Annotated in this window: 27 protein-coding genes, 1 pseudogene and 2 riboswitches; of the genes and pseudogenes, 3 read left to right on the top strand and 25 right to left on the bottom strand. The window is 35.9% G+C overall.

The window, feature by feature from the left end:
* The first annotated feature begins 56 nt into the window (after nt 1-56).
* Nucleotides 57-629 carry a YhcN/YlaJ family sporulation lipoprotein gene (locus tag TY11_RS03695; RefSeq protein WP_042142965.1) on the top strand — a complete coding sequence of 191 codons (573 nt, stop codon included), beginning with the start codon at nt 57-59 and terminating at the stop codon, nt 627-629.
* A 137-nt stretch (nt 630-766) separates the two neighbouring features.
* On the top strand, nt 767-1,735 hold the full coding sequence (locus TY11_RS03690) for a M23 family metallopeptidase (RefSeq protein ID WP_042142963.1): 969 nt from the start codon (nt 767-769) through the stop codon (nt 1,733-1,735).
* A gap of 45 nt (nt 1,736-1,780) precedes the next feature.
* Here TY11_RS03690 and TY11_RS20370 read toward each other — a convergent pair whose 3' ends face one another.
* From TY11_RS20370 to TY11_RS03590, 23 genes and pseudogenes are all read right to left on the bottom strand, one after another.
* Entirely contained in the window at nt 1,781-1,882 is a 102-nt protein-coding gene (locus tag TY11_RS20370; RefSeq protein ID WP_155982661.1) for a MetS family NSS transporter small subunit, read from the bottom strand.
* A gap of 1 nt (nt 1,883) precedes the next feature.
* Complete coding sequence (locus TY11_RS03685) at nt 1,884-3,419, bottom strand: sodium-dependent transporter (protein WP_042142961.1); 1,536 nt, start codon at nt 3,417-3,419, stop codon at nt 1,884-1,886.
* A 275-nt stretch (nt 3,420-3,694) separates the two neighbouring features.
* Entirely contained in the window at nt 3,695-5,227 is a 1,533-nt protein-coding gene (locus tag TY11_RS03680; RefSeq protein WP_042142958.1) for a Na+/H+ antiporter NhaC family protein, read from the bottom strand.
* Nucleotides 5,228-5,367: 140 nt separating this feature from the next.
* A riboswitch (Lysine riboswitch) is annotated at nt 5,368-5,541 on the bottom strand.
* Between the two features lie 44 nt (nt 5,542-5,585).
* Entirely contained in the window at nt 5,586-6,368 is a 783-nt protein-coding gene (yunB, locus tag TY11_RS03675; protein WP_042142956.1) for a sporulation protein YunB, read from the bottom strand.
* Nucleotides 6,369-6,429: 61 nt separating this feature from the next.
* Nucleotides 6,430-7,509 (bottom strand): HD-GYP domain-containing protein, encoded by a 1,080-nt coding sequence (locus TY11_RS03670; protein ID WP_042142954.1) that lies wholly within the window; start codon nt 7,507-7,509, stop codon nt 6,430-6,432.
* Nucleotides 7,510-7,700: 191 nt separating this feature from the next.
* The gene (locus TY11_RS03665; protein ID WP_026907015.1) at nt 7,701-8,006 is read right to left on the bottom strand and encodes a YunC family protein; all 306 of its coding nucleotides are present in this window, start codon (nt 8,004-8,006) and stop codon (nt 7,701-7,703) included.
* Nucleotides 8,007-8,088: 82 nt separating this feature from the next.
* The gene (locus TY11_RS03660) at nt 8,089-9,483 is read right to left on the bottom strand and encodes a bifunctional metallophosphatase/5'-nucleotidase (protein ID WP_042142951.1); all 1,395 of its coding nucleotides are present in this window, start codon (nt 9,481-9,483) and stop codon (nt 8,089-8,091) included.
* A 12-nt stretch (nt 9,484-9,495) separates the two neighbouring features.
* Nucleotides 9,496-10,311, bottom strand: coding sequence for a sulfite exporter TauE/SafE family protein (locus TY11_RS03655; RefSeq protein ID WP_042142950.1), 816 nt, complete (start codon nt 10,309-10,311; stop codon nt 9,496-9,498).
* 109 nt (nt 10,312-10,420) lie between these two features.
* Nucleotides 10,421-10,888: pseudogene (locus tag TY11_RS03650) on the bottom strand (aldo/keto reductase); the annotation flags it as partial.
* A 404-nt stretch (nt 10,889-11,292) separates the two neighbouring features.
* Entirely contained in the window at nt 11,293-11,433 is a 141-nt protein-coding gene (locus TY11_RS20365; RefSeq protein ID WP_155982660.1) for a hypothetical protein, read from the bottom strand.
* A gap of 95 nt (nt 11,434-11,528) precedes the next feature.
* Nucleotides 11,529-12,926 (bottom strand): Fe-S cluster assembly protein SufB, encoded by a 1,398-nt coding sequence (gene sufB / locus TY11_RS03645; protein WP_042142948.1) that lies wholly within the window; start codon nt 12,924-12,926, stop codon nt 11,529-11,531.
* Nucleotides 12,927-12,949: 23 nt separating this feature from the next.
* Nucleotides 12,950-13,381 (bottom strand): Fe-S cluster assembly sulfur transfer protein SufU, encoded by a 432-nt coding sequence (gene sufU, locus TY11_RS03640; protein WP_042142946.1) that lies wholly within the window; start codon nt 13,379-13,381, stop codon nt 12,950-12,952.
* Entirely contained in the window at nt 13,371-14,591 is a 1,221-nt protein-coding gene (locus tag TY11_RS03635) for a cysteine desulfurase (RefSeq protein ID WP_042142945.1), read from the bottom strand. The genes sufU and TY11_RS03635 overlap by 11 nt, the downstream gene beginning before the upstream one ends.
* Nucleotides 14,591-15,898, bottom strand: a complete 1,308-nt coding sequence (gene sufD, locus TY11_RS03630; protein ID WP_042142943.1) for a Fe-S cluster assembly protein SufD — start codon at nt 15,896-15,898, stop codon at nt 14,591-14,593. The genes TY11_RS03635 and sufD overlap by 1 nt, the downstream gene beginning before the upstream one ends.
* Nucleotides 15,899-15,915: 17 nt before the next feature.
* Nucleotides 15,916-16,701, bottom strand: a complete 786-nt coding sequence (sufC, locus tag TY11_RS03625; RefSeq protein ID WP_042142942.1) for a Fe-S cluster assembly ATPase SufC — start codon at nt 16,699-16,701, stop codon at nt 15,916-15,918.
* 224 nt (nt 16,702-16,925) lie between these two features.
* A complete protein-coding gene (locus TY11_RS21165) occupies nt 16,926-17,066 on the bottom strand; it encodes a YuzK family famiily protein (RefSeq protein ID WP_491630651.1) in 141 nt (46 codons plus the stop codon).
* A 274-nt stretch (nt 17,067-17,340) separates the two neighbouring features.
* Nucleotides 17,341-18,156, bottom strand: a complete 816-nt coding sequence (locus TY11_RS03620; RefSeq protein ID WP_042142940.1) for a MetQ/NlpA family ABC transporter substrate-binding protein — start codon at nt 18,154-18,156, stop codon at nt 17,341-17,343.
* A 29-nt stretch (nt 18,157-18,185) separates the two neighbouring features.
* Nucleotides 18,186-18,854, bottom strand: a complete 669-nt coding sequence (locus tag TY11_RS03615) for a methionine ABC transporter permease (protein ID WP_042142939.1) — start codon at nt 18,852-18,854, stop codon at nt 18,186-18,188.
* The gene (locus TY11_RS03610; RefSeq protein WP_042142937.1) at nt 18,847-19,869 is read right to left on the bottom strand and encodes a methionine ABC transporter ATP-binding protein; all 1,023 of its coding nucleotides are present in this window, start codon (nt 19,867-19,869) and stop codon (nt 18,847-18,849) included. The genes TY11_RS03615 and TY11_RS03610 overlap by 8 nt, the downstream gene beginning before the upstream one ends.
* 148 nt (nt 19,870-20,017) lie before the next feature.
* Nucleotides 20,018-20,130: riboswitch (SAM riboswitch) on the bottom strand.
* Between the two features lie 79 nt (nt 20,131-20,209).
* Nucleotides 20,210-20,527, bottom strand: coding sequence for a thioredoxin family protein (locus TY11_RS03605; RefSeq protein WP_042142935.1), 318 nt, complete (start codon nt 20,525-20,527; stop codon nt 20,210-20,212).
* 20 nt (nt 20,528-20,547) lie between these two features.
* The gene (locus tag TY11_RS03600) at nt 20,548-20,904 is read right to left on the bottom strand and encodes a toprim domain-containing protein (protein ID WP_042142933.1); all 357 of its coding nucleotides are present in this window, start codon (nt 20,902-20,904) and stop codon (nt 20,548-20,550) included.
* A gap of 131 nt (nt 20,905-21,035) precedes the next feature.
* Nucleotides 21,036-21,419 carry a glycine cleavage system protein GcvH gene (gcvH, locus tag TY11_RS03595; RefSeq protein ID WP_042142931.1) on the bottom strand — a complete coding sequence of 128 codons (384 nt, stop codon included), beginning with the start codon at nt 21,417-21,419 and terminating at the stop codon, nt 21,036-21,038.
* 75 nt (nt 21,420-21,494) lie between these two features.
* A complete protein-coding gene (locus tag TY11_RS03590) occupies nt 21,495-21,854 on the bottom strand; it encodes an arsenate reductase family protein (RefSeq protein ID WP_042142929.1) in 360 nt (119 codons plus the stop codon).
* Nucleotides 21,855-22,024: 170 nt separating this feature from the next.
* Between TY11_RS03590 and TY11_RS03585 the strand changes: the two genes are divergently transcribed.
* Nucleotides 22,025-22,576, top strand: a complete 552-nt coding sequence (locus TY11_RS03585; protein WP_042142927.1) for a VanZ family protein — start codon at nt 22,025-22,027, stop codon at nt 22,574-22,576.
* 492 nt (nt 22,577-23,068) lie between these two features.
* Here the strand turns inward: TY11_RS03585 and TY11_RS03580 are convergent, their stop codons facing one another.
* Both TY11_RS03580 and TY11_RS03575 read right to left on the bottom strand, forming a co-directional pair.
* On the bottom strand, nt 23,069-24,853 hold the full coding sequence (locus TY11_RS03580) for an acyl-CoA dehydrogenase FadE (RefSeq protein ID WP_042142925.1): 1,785 nt from the start codon (nt 24,851-24,853) through the stop codon (nt 23,069-23,071).
* Nucleotides 24,854-25,071: 218 nt separating this feature from the next.
* Entirely contained in the window at nt 25,072-26,247 is a 1,176-nt protein-coding gene (locus TY11_RS03575; RefSeq protein WP_042142923.1) for an acetyl-CoA C-acetyltransferase, read from the bottom strand.
* Nucleotides 26,248-26,251 lie beyond the last annotated feature (4 nt).

Genomic DNA, 26,251 nt, shown 5'->3' with positions numbered 1-26,251 from the left:
TGTTTACTACAAACTAGTACTAACGTATTTTGCAACTAATTAGGAGGAATAAGGAAATGAATAGAATATTAAGCATCCTAGTCCTGGGATTAGTTTTAACAGCATGTGCTCAAACAGATAATTCTTCAGGAGAACAAGAGCAAATCATGGACCAACTAGATCCAAATCGAGAAAACAAGATCCAAAACACATCGAATCTGAATGACAAATTAGGCTATGTTAATTATACTAGGGATCAACTAAATCAAGACACAGAAGAACATCATGCGGCAACCATTGATCGAGTTCAAATGGCTGATATGATTGCAAGAATAATTCTAAGAAATGAAGGTTTCAATCGAGTTGCAACATTAGTAACCGATGAAGAAGTGCTAATTGCATATGACCGTAACGAAGAGCTTGACCAAAATATCGCGGCAGATATCGCTAGTAAGACAGCTGCCTCTGTTATGCCTCGCTTTTATCATATATACGTATCTGATAATGAAACATTAATTCAGGATATTCAAAGCTTGCATAACTCATCAACTCAAAATAAAGAATATGACAATACATTAGATCAAATTATTTCACAAATGAAAAAATCACCACAAGGGATGGAAAATAGCCAAGAAGAAATGGCGGACTAACTGTCATTTTAGTTAGTTCAATCTCATCTTTTAAGTAAGGAAAACTTTTTTGCTTTAGTTGGATGAAAAACTCGTACTTATGCAGGTTGGGAAGTGTTTGTTCTTATTCCCAATCTGCCGAAAGAGAGGTGAATAGAATGTATTATAGAAGCTATCTATCGTTCCTGTTATTAATGACCATCTTATGTTTTCTTCCAATTATTGCAAATGCTGAAGAAAAGGAAGATAGCATATATGATAAACGAATGGCGCTTTATAAAAAAACCGAAGCCATTACTGAAATACCTTGGTATTATATTGCTGCAGTGGACCAATACGAGAGGCAAATATATAAGGATCTGGAAGAAGATCAAGTAATATCAATTAGAATTCCAACAGAGATTTGGTTTGGTGCTGGGAATAGCTCCACGGACACCGATATGATTGGGATTTTCAATGGTAAAGGTAGGGATGGGAATGGAGATCATAAAGCTGACCCGGAAAATGGCGAAGATATACTATATACGATGGCTTCTATTATTAAGGAATATGGTCATTCTGAAGAAGACTTTAAAATAGCTTTATGGAATTACTACAAAAGAGATTTAACCGTTCAAACGATTAAAAATACAGCGCTAGTATTTAAGAAATTTAATCATATAAATTTAACCGATCGTGATTTCCCTGTTGCCATAAATTATAATTATAGCTACCGAAATACCTGGGGAGACCGTAGGGGATTTGGTGGAAATCGAATTCACGAAGGAACAGATATATTTGCAGATTATGGTACACCAGTGCATTCCACGACTTATGGAGTAGTAGAACTAAAGGGGTGGAACTTGTACGGCGGATGGAGAATAGGTATTCGTGATATCTTTAATATTTACCATTATTACGCACATTTAAGTGGCTATAAAGATGGAATTAAAGTTGGACAAATCGTAAAACCAGGTGATGTATTAGGTAGTGTTGGTTCATCAGGATATGGACCACCAGGAACTTCTGGAAAGTTTCCACCTCATTTACATTATGGAATGTATAAGGATAATGGATATAGTGAATGGTCATTTGACCCGTACCCATATTTAAGTAAATGGGAAAGAATGGCTAAAAATAAAAAATAAAATGAAAAAGGACTGTCCTAGATAATTCTAAGACAGTCTCTCTTGTTAATTTGCTTCTTTTGCTTTTTTAACAGCCCACCAAATACTAGCTGCTAAACCTCCCCATACAATTACAATAGAAAGTATCATAAAAAAGACCCAGGCCATCTTATTGTGCCTCCTTCTTGTAAGACTCTTCATCTTCTACTGAAGGTTTCTTCCATTTTGTAATAGCCATGATAATACCTACTACTAATGCTCCAATAGCTACTGCCCAGCCACCCCACAGAATAAATACATCTGGGTATCCTTCGTAGTTACCGGTTGGATTATCAAATTGTCTCAATATGTTTTGCTTTAACAATCCATACATCATATATCCAAGAACAACTGGAGTAATAAAGGATAAACTAATTGTCCACCAAGCACCTAACTTAATATCCGAAATTTCATTTGCATGATCTTTAAGATTCTTAACTTCTCTTAAAATCCAAGCGATTAATACTACCTCTACTAAACCTAATAGAGCTACTCCAAATTGGTTAATGAAATAATCTGCTGCGTCTAGGAAGTATAGACCTCCCTGAGTAGCAAATAATAGTGAAATTAATGCGGCAACTCCACCACCGAATAGTACAGCTTTGCCACGAGAAATCTTAAATTTATCCATTAGACCAGCTACATAAGTTTCTGTGATCGACATTAAAGAGGTCAATCCGGCTAACACTAATGACGCAAAGAAAAGGAAGCCAAATAACGCATTCAACCCAGGAAATTGATTAATAATTTCTGGGAATACAACAAACGCTAATGCAACACCAGCATCTACTACTTCACTAACTGGTTCACCTACTTGCCCTGCCATATAACCCAAAATACCAAATACTCCAATACCTGCTAGTATCTCAAAACTGGAATTACCAAAACCAGTAATAAATGCATTGTTTGTAATATCCGACTTTTTAGGAAGATAACTCGAATACGTAATCATAATCGCAAAAGCAATAGACAAGCTAAAGAAAATTTGTCCATAGGCTGCAACCCATACATCAGGATCTAAGATTTTACTAAAATCTGGAGTAAAGAATGCTTCTAATCCATCGATTGCTCCAGGTAGAGTAATTGCACGAATAACAATAATAAGGAAAATAACTACCAATGCTGGAATAAAAATACGATTCGCGATTTCAATACCCTTTTTTACACCTTTAAATAAAATACCTAGAACAATTACCCATACAAGAATAAGTGGAATCAGTACTCCAGGTACAAAGCTGCCAACCTCACCAGGATTCTCCGCTAGTTTTAAATAATCACCGAAGAGAAATCCACCAGTATCCTCTCCCCAATTCAATTTAAAAGAAAATACTGAATATGACATTGCCCAGGCAATAATTACTGAATAATAGGTTGAAATTACAAAAGCAACTAAAACTGCCCACCAACCTATAAATTCCGTTTTCTTATTCATTCGCCTATAGGATAACGGTGCAGAACCACGATATTTATGCCCCATAGTAAATTCCAAAATTAGAATTGGAATCCCTGCAGTTAACAATGCAAATAAATATGGGATTAGGAAGGCACCTCCTCCATTTTCATAGGCTACAGCAGGAAATCGCCAAATGTTACCTAGACCGATAGCTGATCCCACTGCAGCCAAAATAAAACCTGCTCTTGTTCCCCACTGAGAACGTGTTTCCATTAAAAGACCTCCTCCTATTATTTTCCTTATTCCACTATGTAAAATGGAAATAAGCCTTTTATTTCGTAACTTCAGAAGTATTCTATATTAACATAGTTTTCTGAAATTACTGAACTTGTCTGTATTATACCGGTACTTTTTTCTTATGTCAAAGCATTTTTTAGATTCTTTTGTAAATATAGAATCTTTATACTAGAAAGAAGGGTCTGACCTTAATTTCACAACATTTATTGTTGTAACAATAAGAATCAGACCCTACTACTAATGAGAATTATTTAGTTTTTATTTGACTTATGAGCAACAAAAGCAATTGCTATAATCAAAAGGAATGTTGCTGCTAAACCGAATAGTAATGAATTCGTTAACCCTACTAATAGATATCCTACAGATGAAGCAATCGCTACTATTAGAGCATAAGGAAGTTGAGTTAAAACGTGATCAATATGATTTGCGCCTGCTCCAGTAGATGATAGAACTGTCGTATCAGAAATAGGTGATACATGGTCTCCAAATACAGCACCAGCCAATACTGCAGCAAGTGAAGGAATAATTAATGATGGATCAGCAATTGACATAATATTTGCTGCGATTGGGAGCATAATACCAAATGTTCCCCAAGAAGTACCTGTTGCTAACGCCATAAAGCCAGAAATAACAAAGAATATGACTGGTAATATACCAGAGCTTATATTGGTGTTTTCTACTACTTGTGCTAAATATTCACCAGTTTGTAGGGTAGAAATGATTGAGCCAATCATCCAAGCTAATATTAAGATATATATAGCTGGTAGCATTGCTTTAATACCTTCCACAAACACAAGACTAGTTTTTACATCATGGTTCTTTTGAACAAGATATAAGATTAATGCTACAATTACTGCTGCTATACCACCATAAAATAGGGAGAAGTTAACATTCGTATTCTCAAATATGGATAACAATGTTACGGTTTCACCGCTCGCATGTGCACCAGTAACGAGCATTAAACCAACAGTTGTTAATAATAATACAATAATTGGTACTACTAAGTGAAATACTCTACCATTCTTACTAGGTTCAAATGAATTGGATAAATCCCCTGGTACCGTTTTATCTTTAGGAATTACTTCACCAGTTTCAACTGCTATAGTTTCGTGTTTTTTCATTGGTCCTATATTTATATTAAAGAACGCAACTAAAAACACGAGCAAAATGGCACCTAAGGCATAAAAGTTGAACGGTATCATTTGAACAAAAGCTTCTAATGGTTTAAGACCAATCATTGTAACTAAAGCCCCAACTACACCAATTAAATATGCACCCCAACTTGACACAGGTGAAATAACCGTTACAGGTGCTGAAGTCGAATCAATAAAGTACGCTAATTTAGCACGAGAAGTGTTGTAGCGATCTGTAATTGGTCTTGCAATTTGCCCTACCGCTAAAGCATTAAAATAATCATCAATGAAAATCACAATTCCAAAGATTGGTGCCATAAGATGGGCTCCTCGACGGGTTTTAATTTTAGAAATCATCCAGTCTCCAAATGCCTTACTTCCACCTGAAGCTTGTAGAAAAGCAGTCATTATTCCCAATAATAACAAGAAACCGATTAGTTGAATCTGTCCCATATTTAGAGATCCATCTGAAACAAAAATCCCATAAAACACATTCCATATTTCTCTAATACTGTTTAACATATTATAATCATGAATAAATAATGCCCCAACAACAATTCCAATTCCTAAAGAAAGTAATACCTTTCTTGTAAGTAAAACTAATACTAACATAATAATTGCCGGGATTAGTGAAAATATTGTTCCTTCCATAACACTACCTCCATTGTTGTTTTAGTTTATGCCGTCCGTTCATGGAGATACGCTTATGAGAAAAAAGATTTTTTTCCACACAAAAAAGCAACGATAGAAAATAACCTATCATTGCTTATGCATATACGTTATCCTCCATCTCGATCTGTAGTCCTCCATGCACGTTAGCATGACAGTGTGCCTTTTATTCAAAGACACCCCAGCAAGTAATAAGTTTGACCCTTATTACGCTTCGGCAAACAAGCCTTTCATCAATAATCACAGTTGTCATCCTCATATTGAGTACTAATCTAATTTGCGCCTCTACCTCACCGATCTGATAAGGTTTCCTATTAAATTATGAATTTACTATACTATATTATTCATCATCTTGCAAGTCTTCTTTTGGAACTGCTATAGAAGGGTCTCCTCCAGTTCCTCCATAAAAATCTGGTACTTCTCCCATGATAACGGACTTATCAATTAATATTCTTGTTTTAACTGTCTCTACTTTAGTAGTAAATGGTATAACGATTTGTACATCTGCTTCAACCTCTACATACAATGTTACAAACACATTATTAATCCCAAAATTTTCCTTTTCATCTACTAATTCCGTTCGAACACTTCCAACCAACTCTAAATTCACAGGTATTCTCGGTCCCAAATTGGCTAGAATAGAGTTGCCTGTTGCTTGCCCAATTGGGATTTCAATTACAGTAGGATCACGGTAAACCAATTCATCAACCGTGTCACCATAAACATCCGGTTCCCCAAGAGGATCACTATACTGGGGTGGTGTCCCACGGTTCATGCTATGGAAAAACTCCTCCACCCTATCTGTTGCGGCTCGATTTATTTTATTCACTACGGAAGCATCCCATCCTACAATGGATATATGGCCAGAATCTGTTTTTTCTGTTATAAAAATATCTTCAAATGTATATTCTTCTGCAAATTTGACCGCAGAATTAATCCCTCTTGTCGCAAACTCAGTTGTTTTCCTCTCGGCAATGTCTTTTATTGTCGGTGTAATCTTATTATCAATAAACTCTAAACTAAAATACGTAATTACTATTACCAATATAAATGAAATCATTAAAATATACCTTGACGGAGGTGGTGAATTTCTTCCCCTAAAACCCATCCGATGCCTTTTCATAAAAAAAACCCCCTCGGTACAATCTATGCTTGTTCCAAGAAAGGTAATACTAAAAATTAGACTAAATATTGCAGTTTGTAATGGTTACATTTAATTCTGTAGATAAATCAACGGTATAAGGCTCTATGCCCCTTGATCCATTCTCAAGTATTCTAATAATGGGTCGGTCACATATGTGTTTGTTCTGACTTACTACAACACCTTTTCTATTATCATTTAACTCTACATACATCCCGTTTGGGTAAACAGCTACACTATTTTTAAAGGCTTCTACAATTCGAATATCAAATTGGTTAACAGCACTACTATATAACAGCTCCAGACCTTCATGAGGAAGTAGTGCTTTACGGTAAATTCTATTACTAGTCACAGCATCAAATACATCTGCTACCCCAATTATTTGTGCATAAAGATGGATATCATTGCCCTTTAAACCACGAGGATATCCCGAGCCATTAATTCGTTCATGGTGCTGATAAGCACAATGTGCTATAACTGAAGAATAAGTATGGTTTTTCCGAAGCAAATCATAGCCCATAGTTGTATGGGATTTCATGATAGAGAATTCTTCATCAGAAAGCTTATCTGGTTTTTGTAAAATATCCGGATCAATAAAGACTTTCCCAATATCATGAAGAATAGCACCTTTCCCTAGTTCCGTTAGTTCTTTTGCATTTAATTTCAATTCAGATCCAATGGCTAGAGAATAAATAGCTACATTTAAAGAGTGCTGGAATATGTAATCGTCGGTTAAATAAATATCTGTTAATAATGTAATAGATTCTTCATGACCATTTATTTCATCCATTATACGACTAATAATATTGGTCAGATTAGTACTCTCTTCATCTAGTACAAAGGAATTTGTTTCTAACTTACTTTTTCGAATACTGGAATAAATATTTTTCATAGATGAAGTAGCATCATGTCTGAGTTTTTCAGATATAACTGGTTGAACAATAATATCTTTGGTTGCCTCATCTTCTATATATACATAACTAATCCCCTGATCTTCTAGTCGATTTATTAATCTATCTGTTAATGGAATTCCGCTATGCAGTAGTATGGTTCCATTATCTCTGTGAATGGTTTGTCCCAAAACCTCACCTGGTTGAATTGATGCTGTAGCTACTAGTCTCATTATGTACTCCTCACCAGCCTTTTACAAAACGGCAATATTCGACAAATTATATAATTAATAGTAACAAATCTGTTTTTAAAAAGCTATATTTAGAATAATGATATTTTCATAAGTAATATTCTTCCAGTGCATAAACCAAGACTAAATACACAAATATTTCAATAAAAAAATGCCTCTTGAGGGAGACATTTTTAAGATATTCGTTTTAGGGCCTCTTTTCCAATCATACCAACTTCCCATCCATATTTTTCTTTGGAAGCGTCTGTTATCTTTTCCAGTGGTGCACTTAGTAAATCATCAATTGTTCGGACTCCTACTGCTCTTGCAGCAATTACTTCACGGTCTTTTAGCTTCTCACTTAATAAATCAACATCTAAAGCTCCACACATGATATAACCTATTTCATTTGTAATCATTAATAAGTTTGTTTTGGGTAATTCTACTTTAATCGCTGTGAACATTATTCCGTCCACTTCTAATGGATTTATGGTAATCATGAACATGATGCCTCCTTTATAATGTACACTATATTTCTATGCAAATGGAGGGTCATGTGTCACGATATTAAAATAGTGCTTTTCATCTGTAATTTTCCTTTAGCGTTTCAGCTAGGAAATCTCGGATAAAGTCTGGAAGTATATACGTTTTTCTCTCCGATTTAGCTACCTCAGGTAATAATCTACCAAATGTGAATGAATCAGCAATAACAACAGAATAGATTTTTTCTATACCAAGAGGCTCCTCATTCATTAATACATCTTCAACATACTCCTGGCCATTTGAATGAATACCAGTTATGACATGTAAGCCAGAAAAAATCATTCTACCTAGAACCTTTCCTCGAAACCCAAATCCCTTTAACTGGAATTCCATAAATTCCTTCGTTAGACTAGCTCTTATCACTTCGATTACCTCAGCACCAGAAAGCTCAACAATACAAGGGTTTATCGGATGTGGACAGACTCGATGAATATCCCCTAATGTTATTTTACCAGTAGGAAAACCATCTAGTAGTAAACCTGTATTAAACATCGCGATATCCGCGTTTGTTTCTTGTTTTATTTTATCGGTTAATAATTGCATAATTTCCGTATGCTCGTACCAATTTACCTGAATAGGTTCTTCTGTAATTACAATGGTTTGGTCCAATATTTCTTCTGCTTGCTCTTGTAGAATATGGAGCTTTTGATTGGTTTCAACATCAATCGCATAATCTGAGATATCAGTAGTATATGCTTCCTTTTTAATTAACCTATTTTCTTCATAATCCCAGGTTAGAATAACTTCCCCAACAAAATAACAATGCTTGCCAGCAGCAGTAATGATTGTCTGATTTACTTCTTCACCAGTACGTAATAAATGGTGTGTATGTCCACCAATAATTACATCAATATCAGAAAATCTTCTGGCAATCTCTTCGTCCTCACTTATTCCTAAATGAGATAACAGAATAATCACATCGGATGACTCTTTTACCTGTTGAATTAGTTTTTCTATTGTTTCATATGGGTCTGTAATATGCCACCCCAGTAACTCATAATAATCATTAAAGGGTGCGGTAAGCCCAATCACACTTATTTTAACTCCATGCAAAGTGATGTATTGTAAGCTTGGTCTTAACCATTCAGGAAGTTTATTATCTAGACTTTCTAAGTTAGCACAAACAACAGGGAATGTTGCTTGATCATATAAATGGAAGAGGTCTTGATGGGAAAACGTAATTCCTTCATTATTTCCAATAGTTACAGCATCATAACCTATATCATTGAGCAATGAAACATTACCTCTTCCCAATAGCGCCTCGGAAATTGGATGAACTCGATCAATATGGTCTCCGATATCAAAAAGCCAATACGAGTCATTTGATTGATCTCGTTTGGCCTTCACTTCTCTCATATATTGAGTAACTCGTGGCCACTGGCTGAAGTTACTGTGTAAATCATTGGTATAGTAAAAATAAATTTTTTCTTGCATGTAGAAAACTCCTTATGCGGTTAATCCATTTATAATCATACGCAATCCAATAACAATTAGTGTAATTCTCAAAATCCATTCTAATGTTTTCCCTTTTAATAGTTGGTTTATTCTAGCCCCAAGTCTACCACCAATCCATGCACCAGGGATAAAGAAAAATAGGTACTGCCACTCAATATGACCAAGTGCAATATGGGTACTTGCTCCAATAATACTAACAAAAAATATCATGAACATAGACGTTGCAGTTGCAATATGAACAGGGAAACCAAATAAGAGAATCATTGCGGGTACCATAATAGATCCTCCACCAATTCCAAACAGACCAGATAGTGTTCCTACTATTAATGAAAGTAAAAAAGCAAACGGAGTTGAAACTGAATATTGGTATTTCTCACCATTAATTTGAAATACTCTAATATTATTTCCGGTTACATTTTTTCTTTTTGAAGTTCGTTTAAAGAAAAACAGGAAAGAAATTATGATAATCAAGAAACCAAAATATAAGGAAAACACTTCCGTATCCATAAACTGATTTAACCACGAACCAATCATACTACCCGGAATACTTCCAGTTAAAAAAAGTATAGCAGTTTTATAATCGACTCTACCTTCTTTTAAATATGTAAGAGATGATGATAGTGATGTGAAGACCATCGTAATTAGTGAGATTCCTACCATTGCTTGTGGTGTAGCCCACTCAAATCCAGGAACAAATTGGTGTAGTAATAATAGACACGGAATTAGGATTACTCCCCCACCAAGTCCAACCAAACTACCTACAAATGCTGTTAAAATACCGATGAATAAACAAATTATAAATACCAAATTAACTACCTCTGCCTCTATTAGTTTACAATACTCATTTTAGCATTGTTTTGCTAGGATTCCCAACAAGCGGTTTTGATGTGGTTATTTAAGGAATCTTACCTATATCTGATAATAAATTTTGTAAGTGTAAAACAGTAAAGTTACAAACACCAATTGCTTTGATTTTCCCTTGATTATATAGGTCTTCTAGCGCTTTCCAAGATTCAGCATATTTATCTTTACCCGGCCAATGGATAAGATAAAGATCTAAATAATCTAACCCTAGTTTTTGTAGGCTCTCTTCATATGCAGCAATAGTTTCATCATAGCTTAATCCGTCATTCCATACTTTTGATGTAATGAACAGGTCTTCACGTCGTAAGCCCGTAGATGTAAGCACTTGTTTAATACCTTCTCCTACACCTGCTTCATTACCGTAAATTGCAGCAGTATCGATGCTTCGATACCCAACTTCAATAGCGTTTTTAACCATCTCAGCGGTAGCATCATTCTCTACTTGAAAAACACCTAAACCCATACCAGGCATTTGTAGACCGTTATTTAATGTGATTGTATCTTGTAAATGATTAATCATGTTGTATCCTCCAATTGTTTGATTGCTTATCGCTCCTTTATTATGAGGCCTCTATAGAGTGAAAAAAAGTACGCACATTTTTGTTACATAGAAACGTTAAGGTAACTTTTGTGAGTTGGCAAGGGTTAGAGGCACCTAAATCTCTAATTTTAAAGAATCAAATCAATAACAAAAAATAAAAATCCTTAGAAATATATCTAAGGATTTTGTTATCACATCAGATTAAATTAAATAACAGCTTTTCATCTAACATTCGAATAGTAAGACGCATTAATTACTTCCATTCGTCATCAGATAGAATGTTATAGGAAATTTAACTCATTAGATTTTCGGAGAGAATATAATTCATTGTATAAAGTTGTTTCAAAAACTCTTTGAGGATAACAATAAAGCCACCCACGGCTTTAGACATAGCCTTGCTTCTGCTCCTTGAATTCAGATGCAAGCCTAAAATATGTATCTAATTGTTTATGGCATAAAACCATCAAAACAACAGGAATACCTATCTTGATATTATTCCAAAAAAAGAAGAAGACGAACTTCAAAAGTTCGCCTCCTACACTAAAAGGTAATTTCAACTTGGCACCAATATGGCACGGTATAAAATCCTCAAACCTCTAATATATATAGGTTTTTAATATTATCCAATAGAACCTTCCATCTCGAACTTAATTAAACGGTTCATTTCAACTGCATATTCCATTGGAAGTTCTTTAGTAAACGGCTCGATAAAGCCCATTACGATCATTTCAGTAGCTTCTTCTTCTGTTAAACCTCTACTCATTAAGTAGAATAGTTGTTCTTCCGACACCTTTGAAACTTTTGCTTCGTGCTCTAATGAGATGTTATCATTCAAAATCTCATTGTAAGGTATCGTATCAGATTTAGATTCGTTATCTAGAATTAACGTATCACACTCAATGTTAGCACGTGCCCCATCTGCTTTACGTCCGAAGTGAACCATTCCACGATAAGTTACGTTACCACCTTGTTTAGAGAATGACTTCGAAACGATAGTAGAAGAAGTATTAGGTGCTAAGTGATGCATCTTTGCACCAGCATCTTGTACTTGACCTTTACCAGCAATAGCAATAGAGATGGTGTTACCACGAGCACCTTCACCTTTAAGAATAATCGCTGGGTATTTCATAGTTAATTTAGAACCGATGTTACCATCAATCCATTCCATAGTAGCATTAGCATCACAAACTGCACGCTTTGTAACTAAGTTATATACGTTATTAGCCCAGTTTTGGATCGTAGTGTAACGGCAATAACCATCTTTTTTAACGATGATTTCAACAACTGCACTGTGCAGTGAGTTTGTTGTGTAAACTGGTGCAGTACATCCTTCCACATAGTGTACAGATGCACCTTCATCTACAATTATTAATGTTCTTTCAAACTGTCCCATATTCTCCGAGTTAATACGGAAGTATGCTTGTAAAGGTGTATTCGTTTTTACACCCTTTGGAACATAGATGAAAGATCCTCCAGACCAAACTGCTGAGTTTAAAGCAGAGAATTTATTATCAGAGTATGGAATTACTGTTCCAAAATACTCTTTAAATAATTCTTCATTTTCTTTTAGAGCAGTATCTGTGTCTTTGAAAACAATACCTAAATCTTCTAAGTCTTCTTTTAAGCTATGATATACTACTTCCGATTCATACTGTGCTGAAACCCCAGCAAGATATTTTTGCTCTGCTTCTGGAATACCTAATTTATCAAAGGTTTGTTTAATTTCTGCAGGTACTTCATCCCATGTTCTACCTTGTTTTTCGGAAGGCTTAACATAGTAAACAATTTCATCAAAGTCAAGGCCAGTTAAGTCTCCACCCCATTGCGGCATTGGACGTGAGTAGAAATGTTCCAAAGCTTTTAGGCGATAATCTAGCATCCACTGTGGTTCTTCTTTCATGTTTGAAATTTCTTCAACGACTCTTCGTGTTAAACCACGCTCTGTACGGAAAATAGAAACGTCTTTATCACGAAAGCCATATTTATATTCATCTATTTCAGGCGCTTTCTTTGCCATCATATACCCTCCTTTTAGTATTGTTACTTATCATTAACTCCCTTTTCCATCGCTTTCCATGCAAGGGTTGCACATTTAATACGTGCCGGAAATTGTGAAACACCACTTAGTGCCTCAGCATCTCCCAATTCAATATCAGATTCAATGTCCTCCCCAAGCATCATCTCAGAAAAGAGCTTTGACATCTTTAGTGCATCTGTGACAGTATTACCTTTTATAGCTTGTGTCATCATGGATGCAGATGACATACTTATAGAACAGCCTTCACCCTCGAATTTGGCATCCTTTACAACACCATCTTCAACTTGTAATTGAAGTTGGATACGATCACCACATGTGGGATTATTCATATCCACTGTCAGTGCGTCACCTTCCAGAACACCTCGATTACGAGGGTTTTTATAATGGTCCATAATGACCTGTCTGTAAAGTGATTCCAAGTTGTTAAAAGACATGACCGAAAAACTCCTTCGTTTTCAAGAGTCCATCAACGAATTTTTCAACATCGTCTTCCGTATTATATAGGTAGAAACTTGCTCTTGCTGTTGCTGTAACATTTAACCATTTCATTAATGGTTGTGCACAGTGATGACCAGCTCGAACAGCAATACCGTAGGAATCTAATGCAGTCGCGACGTCATGTGGATGAACATCTCCAAGATTAAATGTCACAAGAGCAGCTCGGTGTTCTGGTCCATAGACTTTAATATCTTCAACAGTACGCAGTCGCTCCATCACATAATCGGCTAACTTTTGCTCATGATCTAGGATATTATCCATTCCGACATCTTCTAGAAAGTCAATTGCAGCTGCGAGACCAATTGCACCTGCAATAATTGGCGTACCACCTTCAAACTTCCATGGTAGCTCTTTCCAAGTAGAATCTTGTAGGGAAACGAAGTCAATCATTTCGCCGCCAAATTCTACTGGTTCCATGTTTTCAAGTAGCTCTCTTTTGCCATAAAGGACACCTATTCCTGTTGGTGCCAACATCTTATGTCCAGAAAAAGCATAGAAATCACAATCTAAATCTTGTACATCGACTTTCATATGCGGAACACCTTGTGCACCATCGACTACAAGGATTGCTCCTTTGCTATGTGCAATTTTAGCAATTTCTTTAATTGGGTTTATTGTACCCAATACATTGGAAACATGTGCTATTGCAACAATCTTCGTTTTATCCGTTACAAGCTTTTGATAATCTTCTAAAGCTACTGTACCGTCATCTTGTAATGGAACATAATTTAATGTTGCACCTGTAGCTTTTGCAGTTTGCTGCCAAGGGATGATATTACTATGATGTTCCATTGGTGTTATGAGAATTTCATCTCCTGGTTGTAAGTTAGCATGAGCATAACTTAAAGCAACTGAATTTATCCCAGTCGTTGTACCACGGTTAAAAATAACTTCTCCTGTACTTCTTGCATTTATGAATCGTCGAACTTTTTCACGTGCTCCCTCATATTGATCAGTTGCACGTGAACCTAGTGTATGAACGCCACGGTGAACGTTAGCATTATCGAATCGATAATAGTTTTCAACAGCTTCAATAACCGAAATAGGCTTTTGTGAAGTTGCAGAAGAATCAAGATATACTAACTTGTGCCCATTCACTTCCTGATCTAGAATCGGAAACATTTGCCTAATGGCTTTAACATCCATTAGTCAACTTTCCTTTCAATTACTTGCTTCAACTGTTTCTTAACAGCATCAATTGGTAATTGTCTTACTACAGGATCAAGGAATCCGTGAATGATTAAACGTTCTGCTTCTTCTTTCGTAATACCACGACTCATTAAGTAGTAAAGTTGCATAGGATCTACACGACCAACAGAAGCCGCGTGACCTGCCGTTACATCGTCTTCTTCGATTAAAAGAATTGGATTTGCGTCCCCACGAGCTTTTTCACTTAACATGAGCACACGAGATGTTTGTTCACTATTTGCACCAGATGCACCATGTTCAATTTTACCAACAGCATTAAAGATAGAAGTTGCACTTTCTTTCATAACACCACGTTGTAAAATTTGTCCATCTGTATTTTTACCGAATTGAACAATCTTTGCTGTAAAGTTTTGTGTTTGCTTTCCACGTCCAACCGTAACCGCATTAGCGTTAGAAACTCCACCGTCACCAACTAAATGTGTAACGTTTTCCGAAACCGTATTTCCATCATTCATTTGACCTAATGCCCAGTCGATAGTAGCATTACGATAGCCTACACCACGGCGATTCACATAGGTAGTTGTACCAGCTGCAAAGTTATCAACCGCACCAAATGAAATCTTCGCATTATCTTGAGCGATAACTTCTGTTACGATGTTAGCAACCGTCGCTTCATCTTTATTATTAGAAATATAGTTTTCTACATAAGTTAAACTACTATTTTCTTCAGCCACAACTAATACATGATTCACAAGTGCTACTTCTGGATCTTCTTGCCAGAAAACAGCTTGAATTGGTTCTTCAATTTGAACGTTCTTTGGAACATATACGAATACTCCACCATTCATTAATGCTGCATGAAGTGCCGTTAATTTGTGTTCATCAACTGAAACAGCATCTTTCATATAGTAGCGTTTAACTAATTCTTCATGATCTTTTAAAGCTGTAAAGATATCTGTAAAAATAACACCTTTATCTGCTAATTCTTGGCTCAATTTTGCAAATGCCACAGTTTGGTTACGTTGGATAACAAGATTCTCTGGTAAGCTATTAGCATCAAAGAAATCTTGTATTTCAGTAGGTAACTCAGATAATGAAGAAATGGTTTCTCCTGTAGCTACATGCTTAAATTGCGTAAAATTCCATTTACCTATTTTTGTTTTATCTGGTTTTGGTAATTCTAATGTTTCAGCTTGTTCTAAAGCACTAACACGTAACTCTTTCATCCATGTTGGTTCTTTATGTTGGCTCGAGAACTGTTCAATATAGCTTCTATCATAAGGTAGCTTTGTGTCCACAGTCATATTACCCCTCCTAACTATTAAGCGTTTTGTCCTACTGTTACGTCTTCGATACCTAACTCCTCTTTAATCCAGTCATATCCTTCTGCTTCAAGACGTTGAGCTAATTCAGGACCACCAGATTTAACAACACGACCTTGCATCATTACGTGCACATAGTCTGGAGTAATATAATTTAATAGACGTTGATAGTGTGTAATGATTAAGCAACCGAAATCTTCACTTCGCATTTTATTGATACCTTTTGATACAACTTTTAATGCGTCAATATCTAGACCAGAATCGATTTCATCTAGAATTGCAATATCAGGCTTAATTTGCATTAACTGAAGGATTTCATTACGTTTCTTTTCTCCACCTGAAAATCCTTCGTTTAAATATCTTGTTGCCATGCTTTGATCAATCTCTAAAAAGTCTAGGTCTTGGTCTAACCCTTTGATAAATTTCATTAATGGAATTTCATCGCCTTCCTCACGACGAGCATTAATAGCTGAACGTAGGAAATCTGAAGTTGTAACACCACTAATCTCACTTGGATATTGCATCGCTAGAAATAGACCTGCACGTGCACGCTCATCTACTTCCATTTCTAGTACATCTTCTCCATCTAAAAGAATGCTTCCTTCTGTAACTTCATACTTAGGATGCCCCATGATAGCGGATGCTAATGTAGATTTACCAGTACCGTTTGGTCCCATGATAGCATGGAATTCTCCACCCTTAACTGTTAAATTTACACCTTTTAATATTTCTTTACCTTCAATCGAAACATGAAGATTTTTAATTTCTAATACAGATCCTGCCATATTGATACCTCCATATATTGTTATGATATTTGGATATGTAAAATATTGATATCCATTCTCAATTTATTCTCATTACAATCTTATAGCATTTCGAATTGATTATCAACTTATTTGGGTCGAGAATCGATGTCCCTATTTTATAGGAATAAACACGGTCTCTTCTGGGTTTTACAATAAAAAAATAACTGAGGATTCCCTTAGGGAAATCCTCAGTGTTAAATCTATCATCTGTAAATATTACTATCGATTTCAGCTACAATATGTTTACATTTATTGTAATCTTCTTGCCGTCTCCTTTCAACCTTCATTCGGTTCTCCAGTTTACGACAATAATCAGCATACCCCATATGGTGTGATGATTGCATGGCTTTTTCCATTTCCGAGGTATAGTTCATCTTTATCTCACTATTAATAGTGAATCATCCTTTCGTTGTAATGACAATTTCAATGTTAGCATGGAGGTAAGGTGGACACCAAGTCTGATTTAGTCGCTAATTTTAGTATCTTTCCACATATCATCCACTACAATTTAAATAATTGATTTATCCATAGACATTTCCCCTTTTACTCGCATATCCTATAATTTACTAGGAAATAAAAAAAACAGTAAACCCTAAATAGGATTTACTGCCTTTAAAATTAGTTATTTCTACCAACAGGCACTACTGCTCCATCATATTTCTCGATAATGAAATTTTGGATTTCCTCTGATTGAAGAACTTCAACAATTTTCTTTAAGTCCTCATTATCTTTATCTTCTGCACGTGCAGCAACAATATTTACATAATCAGATTCTTCACCTTCAACAATTAAACCATTTTCCAGTGGCTTTAATCCACCTTCGATTGCATAGTTTGTATTAATTGCAACAAGTGTATCTTCCTCATTGTTATACGCCTCAATTAAAAATTCCGGGTTAACTTCCCCAAATAAGAATTGTAGGTTTAACGGATTTTCTATAATATCCTCTTGTGTTAGCTTTAGTGGATCCTCAATATCATCTGCAATTTTAATCAATCCTTCTGCTTCAAATAACTTAAGTACACGAAGATGGTCTGCGTCATTACGACTAATAATTACCTCTGTGCCTTCTGGAATCTCGTCAACACTTGAAATTTCTTTTGAATATATCGCAATTGGTTCAATATGAACTCCGCCTAAGTTAACGATATCATAGGCTTTGTCTGGGTCTGTTGTTTCACCTTCAAAAAAAGGAATATGTTGGAAATAATTAGCATCAATTGCTCCTTCATCTAAATCCAAGTTAGGTAAGAAGTAATCGGAATACTCTTCAATTTCAATCTTTATTCCTTCCTCTTCTAGAATAGGTTTAGCCTTCTCTAAAACTTCAGCATGTGGTGTACTAGTCGCTCCAATTTTAATAACCTCATCATTTCCACAAGCAGCTAATAATCCAATAAGTAAAATGGATAGTACAAATAATAATTTCTTCATTTTTTAATCTCCCTTATGTTTAAGTTCTTTTATCTTTTATCCAATTTCTTAGTAATCAAGTCACCAAGGAATTGGAAAATGAAAACAATAATAATGATTAATACAGTACAAACAAATACAACATCGAAATCACGTCTTACAAATCCGTGATAATAGGCAAAGTCACCTAGTCCACCAGCACCAATAACTCCTGCCACTGCCGTCGATCCTATTAGGGCGATTGCCGTAACTGTTGCTCCTGAAACAAGTGCTGGCATCGATTCAGGCAATAATACTTTAAATATAATTGTTTTGGCTTTTGCTCCCATTGATTGTGCAGCTTCGATTACTCCCTTATCCACTTCACGTAATCCTATTTCTACTAACCTTGCATAAAACGGTGCTGCACCTATAATTAATGCTGGGAGTGCGGCATTTGAGCCTCTAAATGTACCCATTAAGAAAGTTGTAAATGGAATCAATAGTAGAATTAATATGATAAAGGGAATTGCTCTGAAAATATTAACAATGGTGGCTACGAGTATATTCAATCCCTTATTTTCCCAAAGGCCGCCATTAGAAGTTAAATAAAGTAAAAGTCCTAGTAATACACCGAAAATAACAGTTCCTACCATTGCAAGTAACGTCATATAAAATGTTTCACCAGTTGCTACTAATAAATCTTCTATCACTACATTAGGAAATAACTCCTTAAGCATTAGCTAAAACCTCCACTTCCACTGAGGTTTTCTCTTTTATAAATTGAATCGTATTATTTACCTCATTTTGTTCTCCAATAATTTGCACCACTAGTGTTCCATAAGCACCAAGCTTAGTTTGGGTAATTTTACCTTGAAGAATATTAACTTCAATCTTATATTCTCTGGATATTTTACTTATTAATGCTTGATTTGTAGTTTCACCGACAAAATGTAATCGAACAAGTTCTCCACTAGGATAATCCTCTATAAGTTGGTCCAAATCCCCGTCTTGATTTCCCATTACTTGTTCTACAAATTTCTTTGTAACAGGTTGTTTTGGTTTTAAGAAAACATCAATAACATCGCCCTGCTCTACAATATTACCATTTTCCATAACCGCAACTCGATTACAAATCTTCCGGATAACGTGCATTTCATGAGTAATAAGTATAATGGTTAACCCAAGTCTTTCATTGATATCTACTAATAAATCCAATATAGAATTTGTAGTCTCGGGATCTAAAGCAGATGTTGCCTCATCACAAAGTAATACTTTTGGGTTATTTGCTAATGCTCTTGCTATACCAACACGCTGTTTTTGCCCTCCACTCAATTGAGATGGATAAGCATTTTCTCTACCAGAAAGTCCGACAAGTTCAATCAATTCATTTACTCTTTGTTCCCTTTCCTCTATAGGTACTCCAGCAATTTCTAACGGAAAAGCTATATTTTCACTCACCGTTCTTGACCAAAGCAAGTTAAAATGCTGAAATATCATTCCTATATTTTGCCTAGCAATTCGAAGCTTATTTTTATTTAATGCGGTTATTTCCTGGTCACCGATCGTTATTTTACCTGACGTTGGTTCTTCCAATCGGTTTATTAGTCTAATTAGCGTACTTTTTCCTGCACCACTGTAGCCAATTACCCCAAAAATTTCGCCATCTTGTATGGTTAAGTTTAAATCATCAACTGCAGTAACTTGTTTATGATTTAAACGGAATTTTTTCGTCAGTCCCTCAATGGTTATCACCAGAACATCCCTCCTATTTCTATGATGTACTAATCGCAAACCCACATTCGCTAAACTTTTTGAAAACTAGTTAATTATTTACAAACAAAAAACGCCTTTCTGTAAGAGAACAGAAAGACGTAATAAATATATATTAGATCTTCACGTTCTCTCATCTTTCAAAGCAATTGCTTTGTAGGACTTAGCACCTTTTTCAAACACGAATGTTTGAAGGTTGCCGCGGTTTCATAGGGCCTTTCCCTCCACCGCTCTGGATAAGAGATTAATCTTTTATTTAATTTTCGATAAAACTAACTATAGCACCAGAGTAAAATTGTGTCAACACTATAAAAGAATTTTTTTAATTTTTTTCTTTAAATAAGTCGGGTTGATATTCTATTAGATAACTATAAATATTTGGGATAGAATGAAATGCATAAATTCTTTCATGAATTTGATTATCTTTCTTAATTAATAGACATGGCACACTTTCTATTTTGTTTTCCTGCATAAATTCAGGAAACAACGATGCATTCATTTCATAAAAAATATCCGCTTGATGTACACTTTCTATCTTTTCCAACATTGTCCTTGCCAGATGGCAGGTTCCACAAAATGGCGTATAAATATATAGTAAAATGTCTTTCTCATCTAGAGTTTCCTGAATAAATTCCTTCAAAAAAATCACCTACTTGTAAGCTAAACTAAATAATGTGGATTGACTGCAATATGCTTACCAAGTAGAAGCATAGCCAATACTCGTTCTGGGGTTGCCGCAACCTCGCGGTATTCACTACTAACATAAATATGCTCTGCATGTGGTAATTCTAGTGACAGTTGCTTTCTAAGCTTCAACCCTGATTTATCTTCATCAACAAAAATATATACATCTCTTTCATCTAATCGATAGGTTTCTAGCATTTCATCAAAATGCTCTATATCAAAGGTTCCATTCGTACAAATAATCGTAACTTGATCCTCAATTACTTTCTCAAGCTGCCTTTTATCTGATAGTCCTTCAACTATAATAAATCGGTCAAATTGATGTGAATTCATGATAGATCCCCCTCTACTAGAAAAGCGTGCAAGGCGCCATTTAGTGCATCTGAAGATAGACATCTTTGAAATTAAAACTGACTCTCTTCCTTAAGACCAGGAAAAAAGTCAGTGTAAGATGCAATATAGAATTAGTCTTGCTCAATTAGTTCTTTATATGCTTCTGGTGATAATAGCTCATCTAATTCAGATTCATTGCTAAGTTCAACAACAATCATCCATGCGTTTTCATAAGGAGACTCATTAACAAGCTCAGGACTATCCTCTAGATCCGAATTAACTTCGACAACTTTCCCACTAATTGGTGCATATAATTCAGACACTGTTTTAACAGATTCTACACTTCCAAAAGGCTCATCAACAGAGATTTCATCTCCAACCTCTGGAAGCTCAACAAATACGATATCACCTAGTTCATCTTGTGCAAAATCTGTAATACCGATACGAACAGTGTTTCCTTCTTTTTTTACCCATTCATGCTCTTTTGAATATAATAGACCGTTTGGCAAGCTCATTAAATATCCCTCCGAAAAATTGATTATATCTTCACTATACTAGCTAACCTGTTTTTTCGCTAGTTTTACTACTTATTATTTCGACCATTTCGTTTGAAATTCTTCTTCCTTAAAACCCACTGTTACACGTTCACCATCTGAAACAATTGGTCGCTTAATCAACATACCGTCAGAGGCTAAAATTTCCGCCATTTCTTCCGTTGATGCATTTGAAATCTTTTCCTTAATATTAAATTCACGATACTTTTTTCCACTTGTATTAAAGAATTTTTTTGCAGGTAGCCCACTTTTTTCGATTAGTGTTAGTAGCTCTTCCTTTGAAGGTGTTTCTTCCACAATATGTATGCTCTTATAATTAATGTTATGCTCATCGAACCATTTCTTCGCATTTTTGCATGTCCCGCAGTTGGGATACCAGTAAAATGTTAGCTCCAATGTAACCCCTCCTTTTCAAAGCTATTTTACCATGTTTTGTATGGAATGATAAGAGTGGTGTAACAATATGTCGAAATAACGAATGAATTGTTACCCTTTGTTATTCTCCTCTTGCTGAATATATAAAAAGTCTTTTATACTATTATTATATCTAATATAGAGGAGAAAATATGAAGTATATTAATGACATTCCTATCTTTATAATTTTTATTACACTAGTTTGCTATGTACCAATAAGAATATTATATATAAAAAACAAAAATTTAGACATAAGAGTAAGTAGAGAGATAACTTTTATTGTATTAATCACTTATGCGGAAAGTCTACTTTATCTAACGTTATTCCCCACCGCTTCCGCACCCTCAAATACAATATCTATAAATCTAATTCCTTTTCAAACGATTGACCTATACTTAAACTATCATGGAAATGTTACCCTTCAAATAATCAACTTACTTGGTAATGTAGTAGTATTTATGCCCATTGGTATTTTCGCACCTCTTTTGTTAACAAAGATAACTTTTATGAAAATACTTTTTATCGGCTTTTGTAGTACACTATTTATTGAGACGATGCAGTTAATCTTATCCATAAATGGTGTGGTCTCTAGAAGCTTTGATGTAGACGATTTACTATTAAATACAGTTGGTGTGTTATCCGGATTTGTTTTCTGGCTCATTTTTCATAAGCTTTTTCAGAATATGATAAAGAGTAGGAGCTGACTAATAGTAACAATCAAACAGGAAAATCAATAGTTACCTATCAATTTAATAATTCTATAAAAAGTGTTTTATGATGCATGGATTAATCCTGAAAAAGTTATGGAATGGATGTTTTCAAATAGTAATATAATGCGTGCTAAAATGGATACAAGGGTTGGAAGGGTTATTCTTTTGTAGATATTCGGGAAGCAAATAAAGTTGAACATCGAGGAGAATTTATAGCGTTAAGCCCCTTCAAACCACCTATTATTTACTTGTGGGATACCGAGGTTGCACCTGAATTTGACCATGTCATAATTGACATTGTCCTATTGGAAAATGGATGTGAGCAAACATTAGCTCATGAGCTTCATCCTGAGTGGATTTCATAAATAGAGCAATCAGAACAAGCTTGAAGCACTATGTTAAAGGCAATGGCTGAATCACTTAAATGATAATAATCTAATAAAGAAGGTTGGACTATTGATCCAACCTCCCTTTACGGTTAGTTTATTAAACTGTATACTTTTCTGTTTCAATAACACCAGCTGCAATTTCACGCTTTTTCGCGATTACATTTGTAGGAGTGTGACGAGTTAACTTACGTAGTGATGATAGCATCATCCGTAATGTATCGCCTTCTTCAACAGCGATAAGTGTTTCTTTCGCGTCCGCTTCAATACGGTTGAATGCTTCTTGTACATAAACTTGTGTATAAAGAAGCTTCTGCTTGTTCTTCTCTGCACCAGTTGCACTAATTGCTTTTTCAGTACGTAGAATTGCACTTTCCATGTTGTAAACTTCTGCAACCATGTCAGCAAGGTTTACCAGTATTTCTTGTTCTTTTTCAATCTTTTGCATGTATTTTTGAGCTGCTAAGCCAGCCCCAAGTAATACAATTTTCTTAGCATTTCTTAATAGGTACTTTTCTTGTTCAAGAGGCTCTGTACCTGGTTCTTCTGGCATCATCATCATTAGTTCTTCTTGAAGACTCATAGCTTTTTGGAATAAAGGTAGGTCACCTTTCATTGCCTTCTTCAACAATGTACCTGGAACTAGTAGACGGTTAATTTCGTTCGTACCTTCAAAGATACGGTTAATACGAGAGTCACGATAAATACGTTCCACTTCATACTCTTGCATAAAGCCATATCCACCATGCATTTGTACTGCTTCATCAGCAGCATGATCAAGTAATTCAGTAGCCATATATTTATTCATAGAGCACTCAATCTGGTATTCAGCAATTGCACGAGCAATCTCCCGACCATCCTTCAATTGTTCATCAGTTAATGAACCCATGCGTTGTTCGAATAATCCTACTGTACGATAAACAGCACTTTCGTTTGCATAAATTTTAGATGCAATTGTTGCAATCTTTTCTTGGGTTAGTGAGAATTTTGAAATTGGTGTATTGAATTGTTTACGCTGGTTTACATACTGTGTAGCAACTTCAAGAGCTCGTTTTGCCCCTCCTACACCACCAATGGCAAGCTTATATCGACCTACGTTTAATATGTTAAATGCAATAATATGTCCGCGACCTTTTTCACCAAGCAGGTTTTCTACTGGAACATTTGCATCTTCTAGAATTAAAGTACGAGTAGAAGACGATTTGATTCCCATTTTCTTTTCTTCCGGCCCAGTTGAAACTCCAGGGAAGTCGCGTTCAACTATAAATGCTGAGAAATGCTCTCCATCGATTTTTGCATAAACTACAAATACATCTGCAAATGCAGAGTTCGTAATCCACTGTTTTTCTCCATTTAAGATATAGTGAGTTCCTGCTTCATTTAATCTTGCAGTTGTTTTTGCTCCTAATGCATCCGAACCAGAACCCGGCTCTGTTAGGGCATACGCTGCGATAAGTTCACCTGTTGCTAGTTTTGGTAAATATTTTGCTTTTTGTTCCTCATTTCCGAAGAATACGATTGGAAGGGATCCAATTCCTACATGGGCTCCGTGAGTGATGGAGAATCCTCCAGCACGTGCGAATTTTTCTGTGATTAGAGAAGAGCTAATTTTATCTAGTGCAAGCCCACCGTATTCTTCTGGTACGTCTGCACCTAGTAGTCCTAGTTCTCCTGCTTTTTTCAATAGATCTACAGAATGTTCGAATTCATGGTTTTCTAGTTTTTCGGCTACTGGTAGTACTTCTCCTACTACGAAGTCTTCTGTTGTTTTGGCAATCATTTTGTGTTCGTCTGTGAAGTCTTCTGGTGTGATGATGTCTTCACCTGTGAGGTCTTCCACTAAGAAGGATCCGCCTTTGAATAATTTTTCTTTTGTTTCACTCATTTGTTAACATCCTCTCTTTTAAGTTTGTTTTTTAAAAAAATCTTACTTACCATGACCGCGTCCCGAATACACTCCGCTTCTGCCCCTTGCCGCGGGCGGCTGGTGAGCCTACCGCAGGAGGCTCCGTGTATTCGGGCCACTCAATGTAAATACCAAGTTTTACTAAACTTCAACTATTATTAATAAACATTCAATGATTAATAAAACTACTAGCTTACTTACAGAAGTTCGAATACTCCGGCCGCTCCCATTCCACCGCCGATGCACATGGTTACGACTCCGAATTGGGTATTACGACGTTTCATTTCGTAGGCTAGGCTTAGAGTTAGTTTTGTTCCGGTCATCCCTAGTGGGTGGCCTAGCGCGATTGCTCCACCGTTTACGTTTACGATATTTGTATCTAAGTCTAGGGCCTGGATAACGCGAACGGATTGGGATGCAAATGCTTCGTTTAGTTCGAATAGTCCGATGTCAGATAGAGTTAATCCAGCAATTTCTAATGCTTTTGGAATGGCTTTTACTGGTCCAACGCCCATTATTTCGGGCTCAACCCCAGCCACTGCAAAGGAACGGAATTTTACTAATGGTTTAAGTCCTTCTGATTCGGCCTTTTCTCGATCCATTACTAGAACTGAAGCAGCACCATCACTCATTTGGGATGAGTTACCAGCTGTAACAGAACCTTTTACATGGAATGCTGGACGTAGTTTTGCAAGTATATCTATGGTTGTTCCTGCTCTTACACCCTCATCGGTATCAAAAAGGAAGGATTTTTCTTCCACTTTGTTGTTTTTCCCAATAAAGCGTTCTGTAATTTCTACTGGAACGATTTCATCTACGAATCTACCTTCTGCAATTGCAAGGGCCGCTCTCTCATGACTTTGCACGGCGAACGCATCTTGGTCTTCTCGAGAGATACCGAAACGATTTGCTACTTCTTCTGCTGTATGCCCCATCCCCATGTAATAACCTGGTGCATCTGCTACTAGTGTAGGGTTCGGTTTAATGACGTGACCTGGCATTGGTACTAGACTCATAGATTCAGCACCACCAGCAATGATCGTATCACTTGCACCAAGCATAATACGTTCAGATGCATAAGCGATACTCTGTAATCCGGAAGAACAATAACGATTAATTGTAATTCCTGGTACATCATGTTTTAGTCCAGCTAGACCAGCAATGTTACGAGCCATATTCATCCCTTGCTCGGCTTCTGGAATTGCACAACCAATAATAACGTCATCAATATTTCCATCGTATCCGCCAGCACGCTTTAGCGTCTCTTTAATTGTTAATGCTGCTAAATCATCTGGACGACTGTTACGTAAAGATCCTTTATTTGCTTTTCCTACAGGGGTTCTAGCACCTGCTACAATAACTGCTTCTCTCATTCAA

This window comes from Paucisalibacillus algeriensis, assembly GCF_000577245.1.
GTDB lineage: Bacteria > Bacillota > Bacilli > Bacillales > Amphibacillaceae > Ornithinibacillus.
Note: the sequence above shows the minus strand (reverse complement) of the source record. Positions and strands in the feature narration are given on the sequence as shown.

Bases quoted from the DNA above. Each gene is read 5' to 3' on its own strand.
- TY11_RS20370 (WP_155982661.1), bottom strand. From the start codon at position 1,882: ATGGCCTGGGTCTTTTTTATGATACTTTCTATTGTAATTGTATGGGGA.
- TY11_RS03660 (WP_042142951.1), bottom strand. From the start codon at position 9,483: ATGCAAGAAAAAATTTATTTTTACTATACCAATGATTTACACAGTAAC.
- TY11_RS03695 (WP_042142965.1), top strand. From the start codon at position 57: ATGAATAGAATATTAAGCATCCTAGTCCTGGGATTAGTTTTAACAGCA.
- TY11_RS03585 (WP_042142927.1), top strand. From the start codon at position 22,025: ATGAAGTATATTAATGACATTCCTATCTTTATAATTTTTATTACACTA.
- TY11_RS03575 (WP_042142923.1), bottom strand. From the start codon at position 26,247: ATGAGAGAAGCAGTTATTGTAGCAGGTGCTAGAACCCCTGTAGGAAAA.
- TY11_RS21165 (WP_491630651.1), bottom strand. From the start codon at position 17,066: ATGCAATCATCACACCATATGGGGTATGCTGATTATTGTCGTAAACTG.
- TY11_RS03665 (WP_026907015.1), bottom strand. From the start codon at position 8,006: ATGATTACCATAAATCCATTAGAAGTGGACGGAATAATGTTCACAGCG.
- gcvH (WP_042142931.1), bottom strand. From the start codon at position 21,419: ATGAGCTTGCCAAACGGTCTATTATATTCAAAAGAGCATGAATGGGTA.
- yunB (WP_042142956.1), bottom strand. From the start codon at position 6,368: ATGAAAAGGCATCGGATGGGTTTTAGGGGAAGAAATTCACCACCTCCG.
- sufC (WP_042142942.1), bottom strand. From the start codon at position 16,701: ATGGCAGGATCTGTATTAGAAATTAAAAATCTTCATGTTTCGATTGAA.
- TY11_RS03635 (WP_042142945.1), bottom strand. From the start codon at position 14,591: ATGGATGTTAAAGCCATTAGGCAAATGTTTCCGATTCTAGATCAGGAA.
- TY11_RS03670 (WP_042142954.1), bottom strand. From the start codon at position 7,509: ATGAGACTAGTAGCTACAGCATCAATTCAACCAGGTGAGGTTTTGGGA.
- TY11_RS03615 (WP_042142939.1), bottom strand. From the start codon at position 18,854: ATGCTTAAGGAGTTATTTCCTAATGTAGTGATAGAAGATTTATTAGTA.
- TY11_RS03600 (WP_042142933.1), bottom strand. From the start codon at position 20,904: ATGAATTCACATCAATTTGACCGATTTATTATAGTTGAAGGACTATCA.
- sufU (WP_042142946.1), bottom strand. From the start codon at position 13,381: ATGTCTTTTAACAACTTGGAATCACTTTACAGACAGGTCATTATGGAC.
- TY11_RS03680 (WP_042142958.1), bottom strand. From the start codon at position 5,227: ATGGAAGGAACAATATTTTCACTAATCCCGGCAATTATTATGTTAGTA.
- TY11_RS03690 (WP_042142963.1), top strand. From the start codon at position 767: ATGTATTATAGAAGCTATCTATCGTTCCTGTTATTAATGACCATCTTA.
- TY11_RS03580 (WP_042142925.1), bottom strand. From the start codon at position 24,853: ATGAGTGAAACAAAAGAAAAATTATTCAAAGGCGGATCCTTCTTAGTG.
- sufB (WP_042142948.1), bottom strand. From the start codon at position 12,926: ATGGCAAAGAAAGCGCCTGAAATAGATGAATATAAATATGGCTTTCGT.
- TY11_RS03620 (WP_042142940.1), bottom strand. From the start codon at position 18,156: ATGAAGAAATTATTATTTGTACTATCCATTTTACTTATTGGATTATTA.
- sufD (WP_042142943.1), bottom strand. From the start codon at position 15,898: ATGACTGTGGACACAAAGCTACCTTATGATAGAAGCTATATTGAACAG.
- TY11_RS03685 (WP_042142961.1), bottom strand. From the start codon at position 3,419: ATGGAAACACGTTCTCAGTGGGGAACAAGAGCAGGTTTTATTTTGGCT.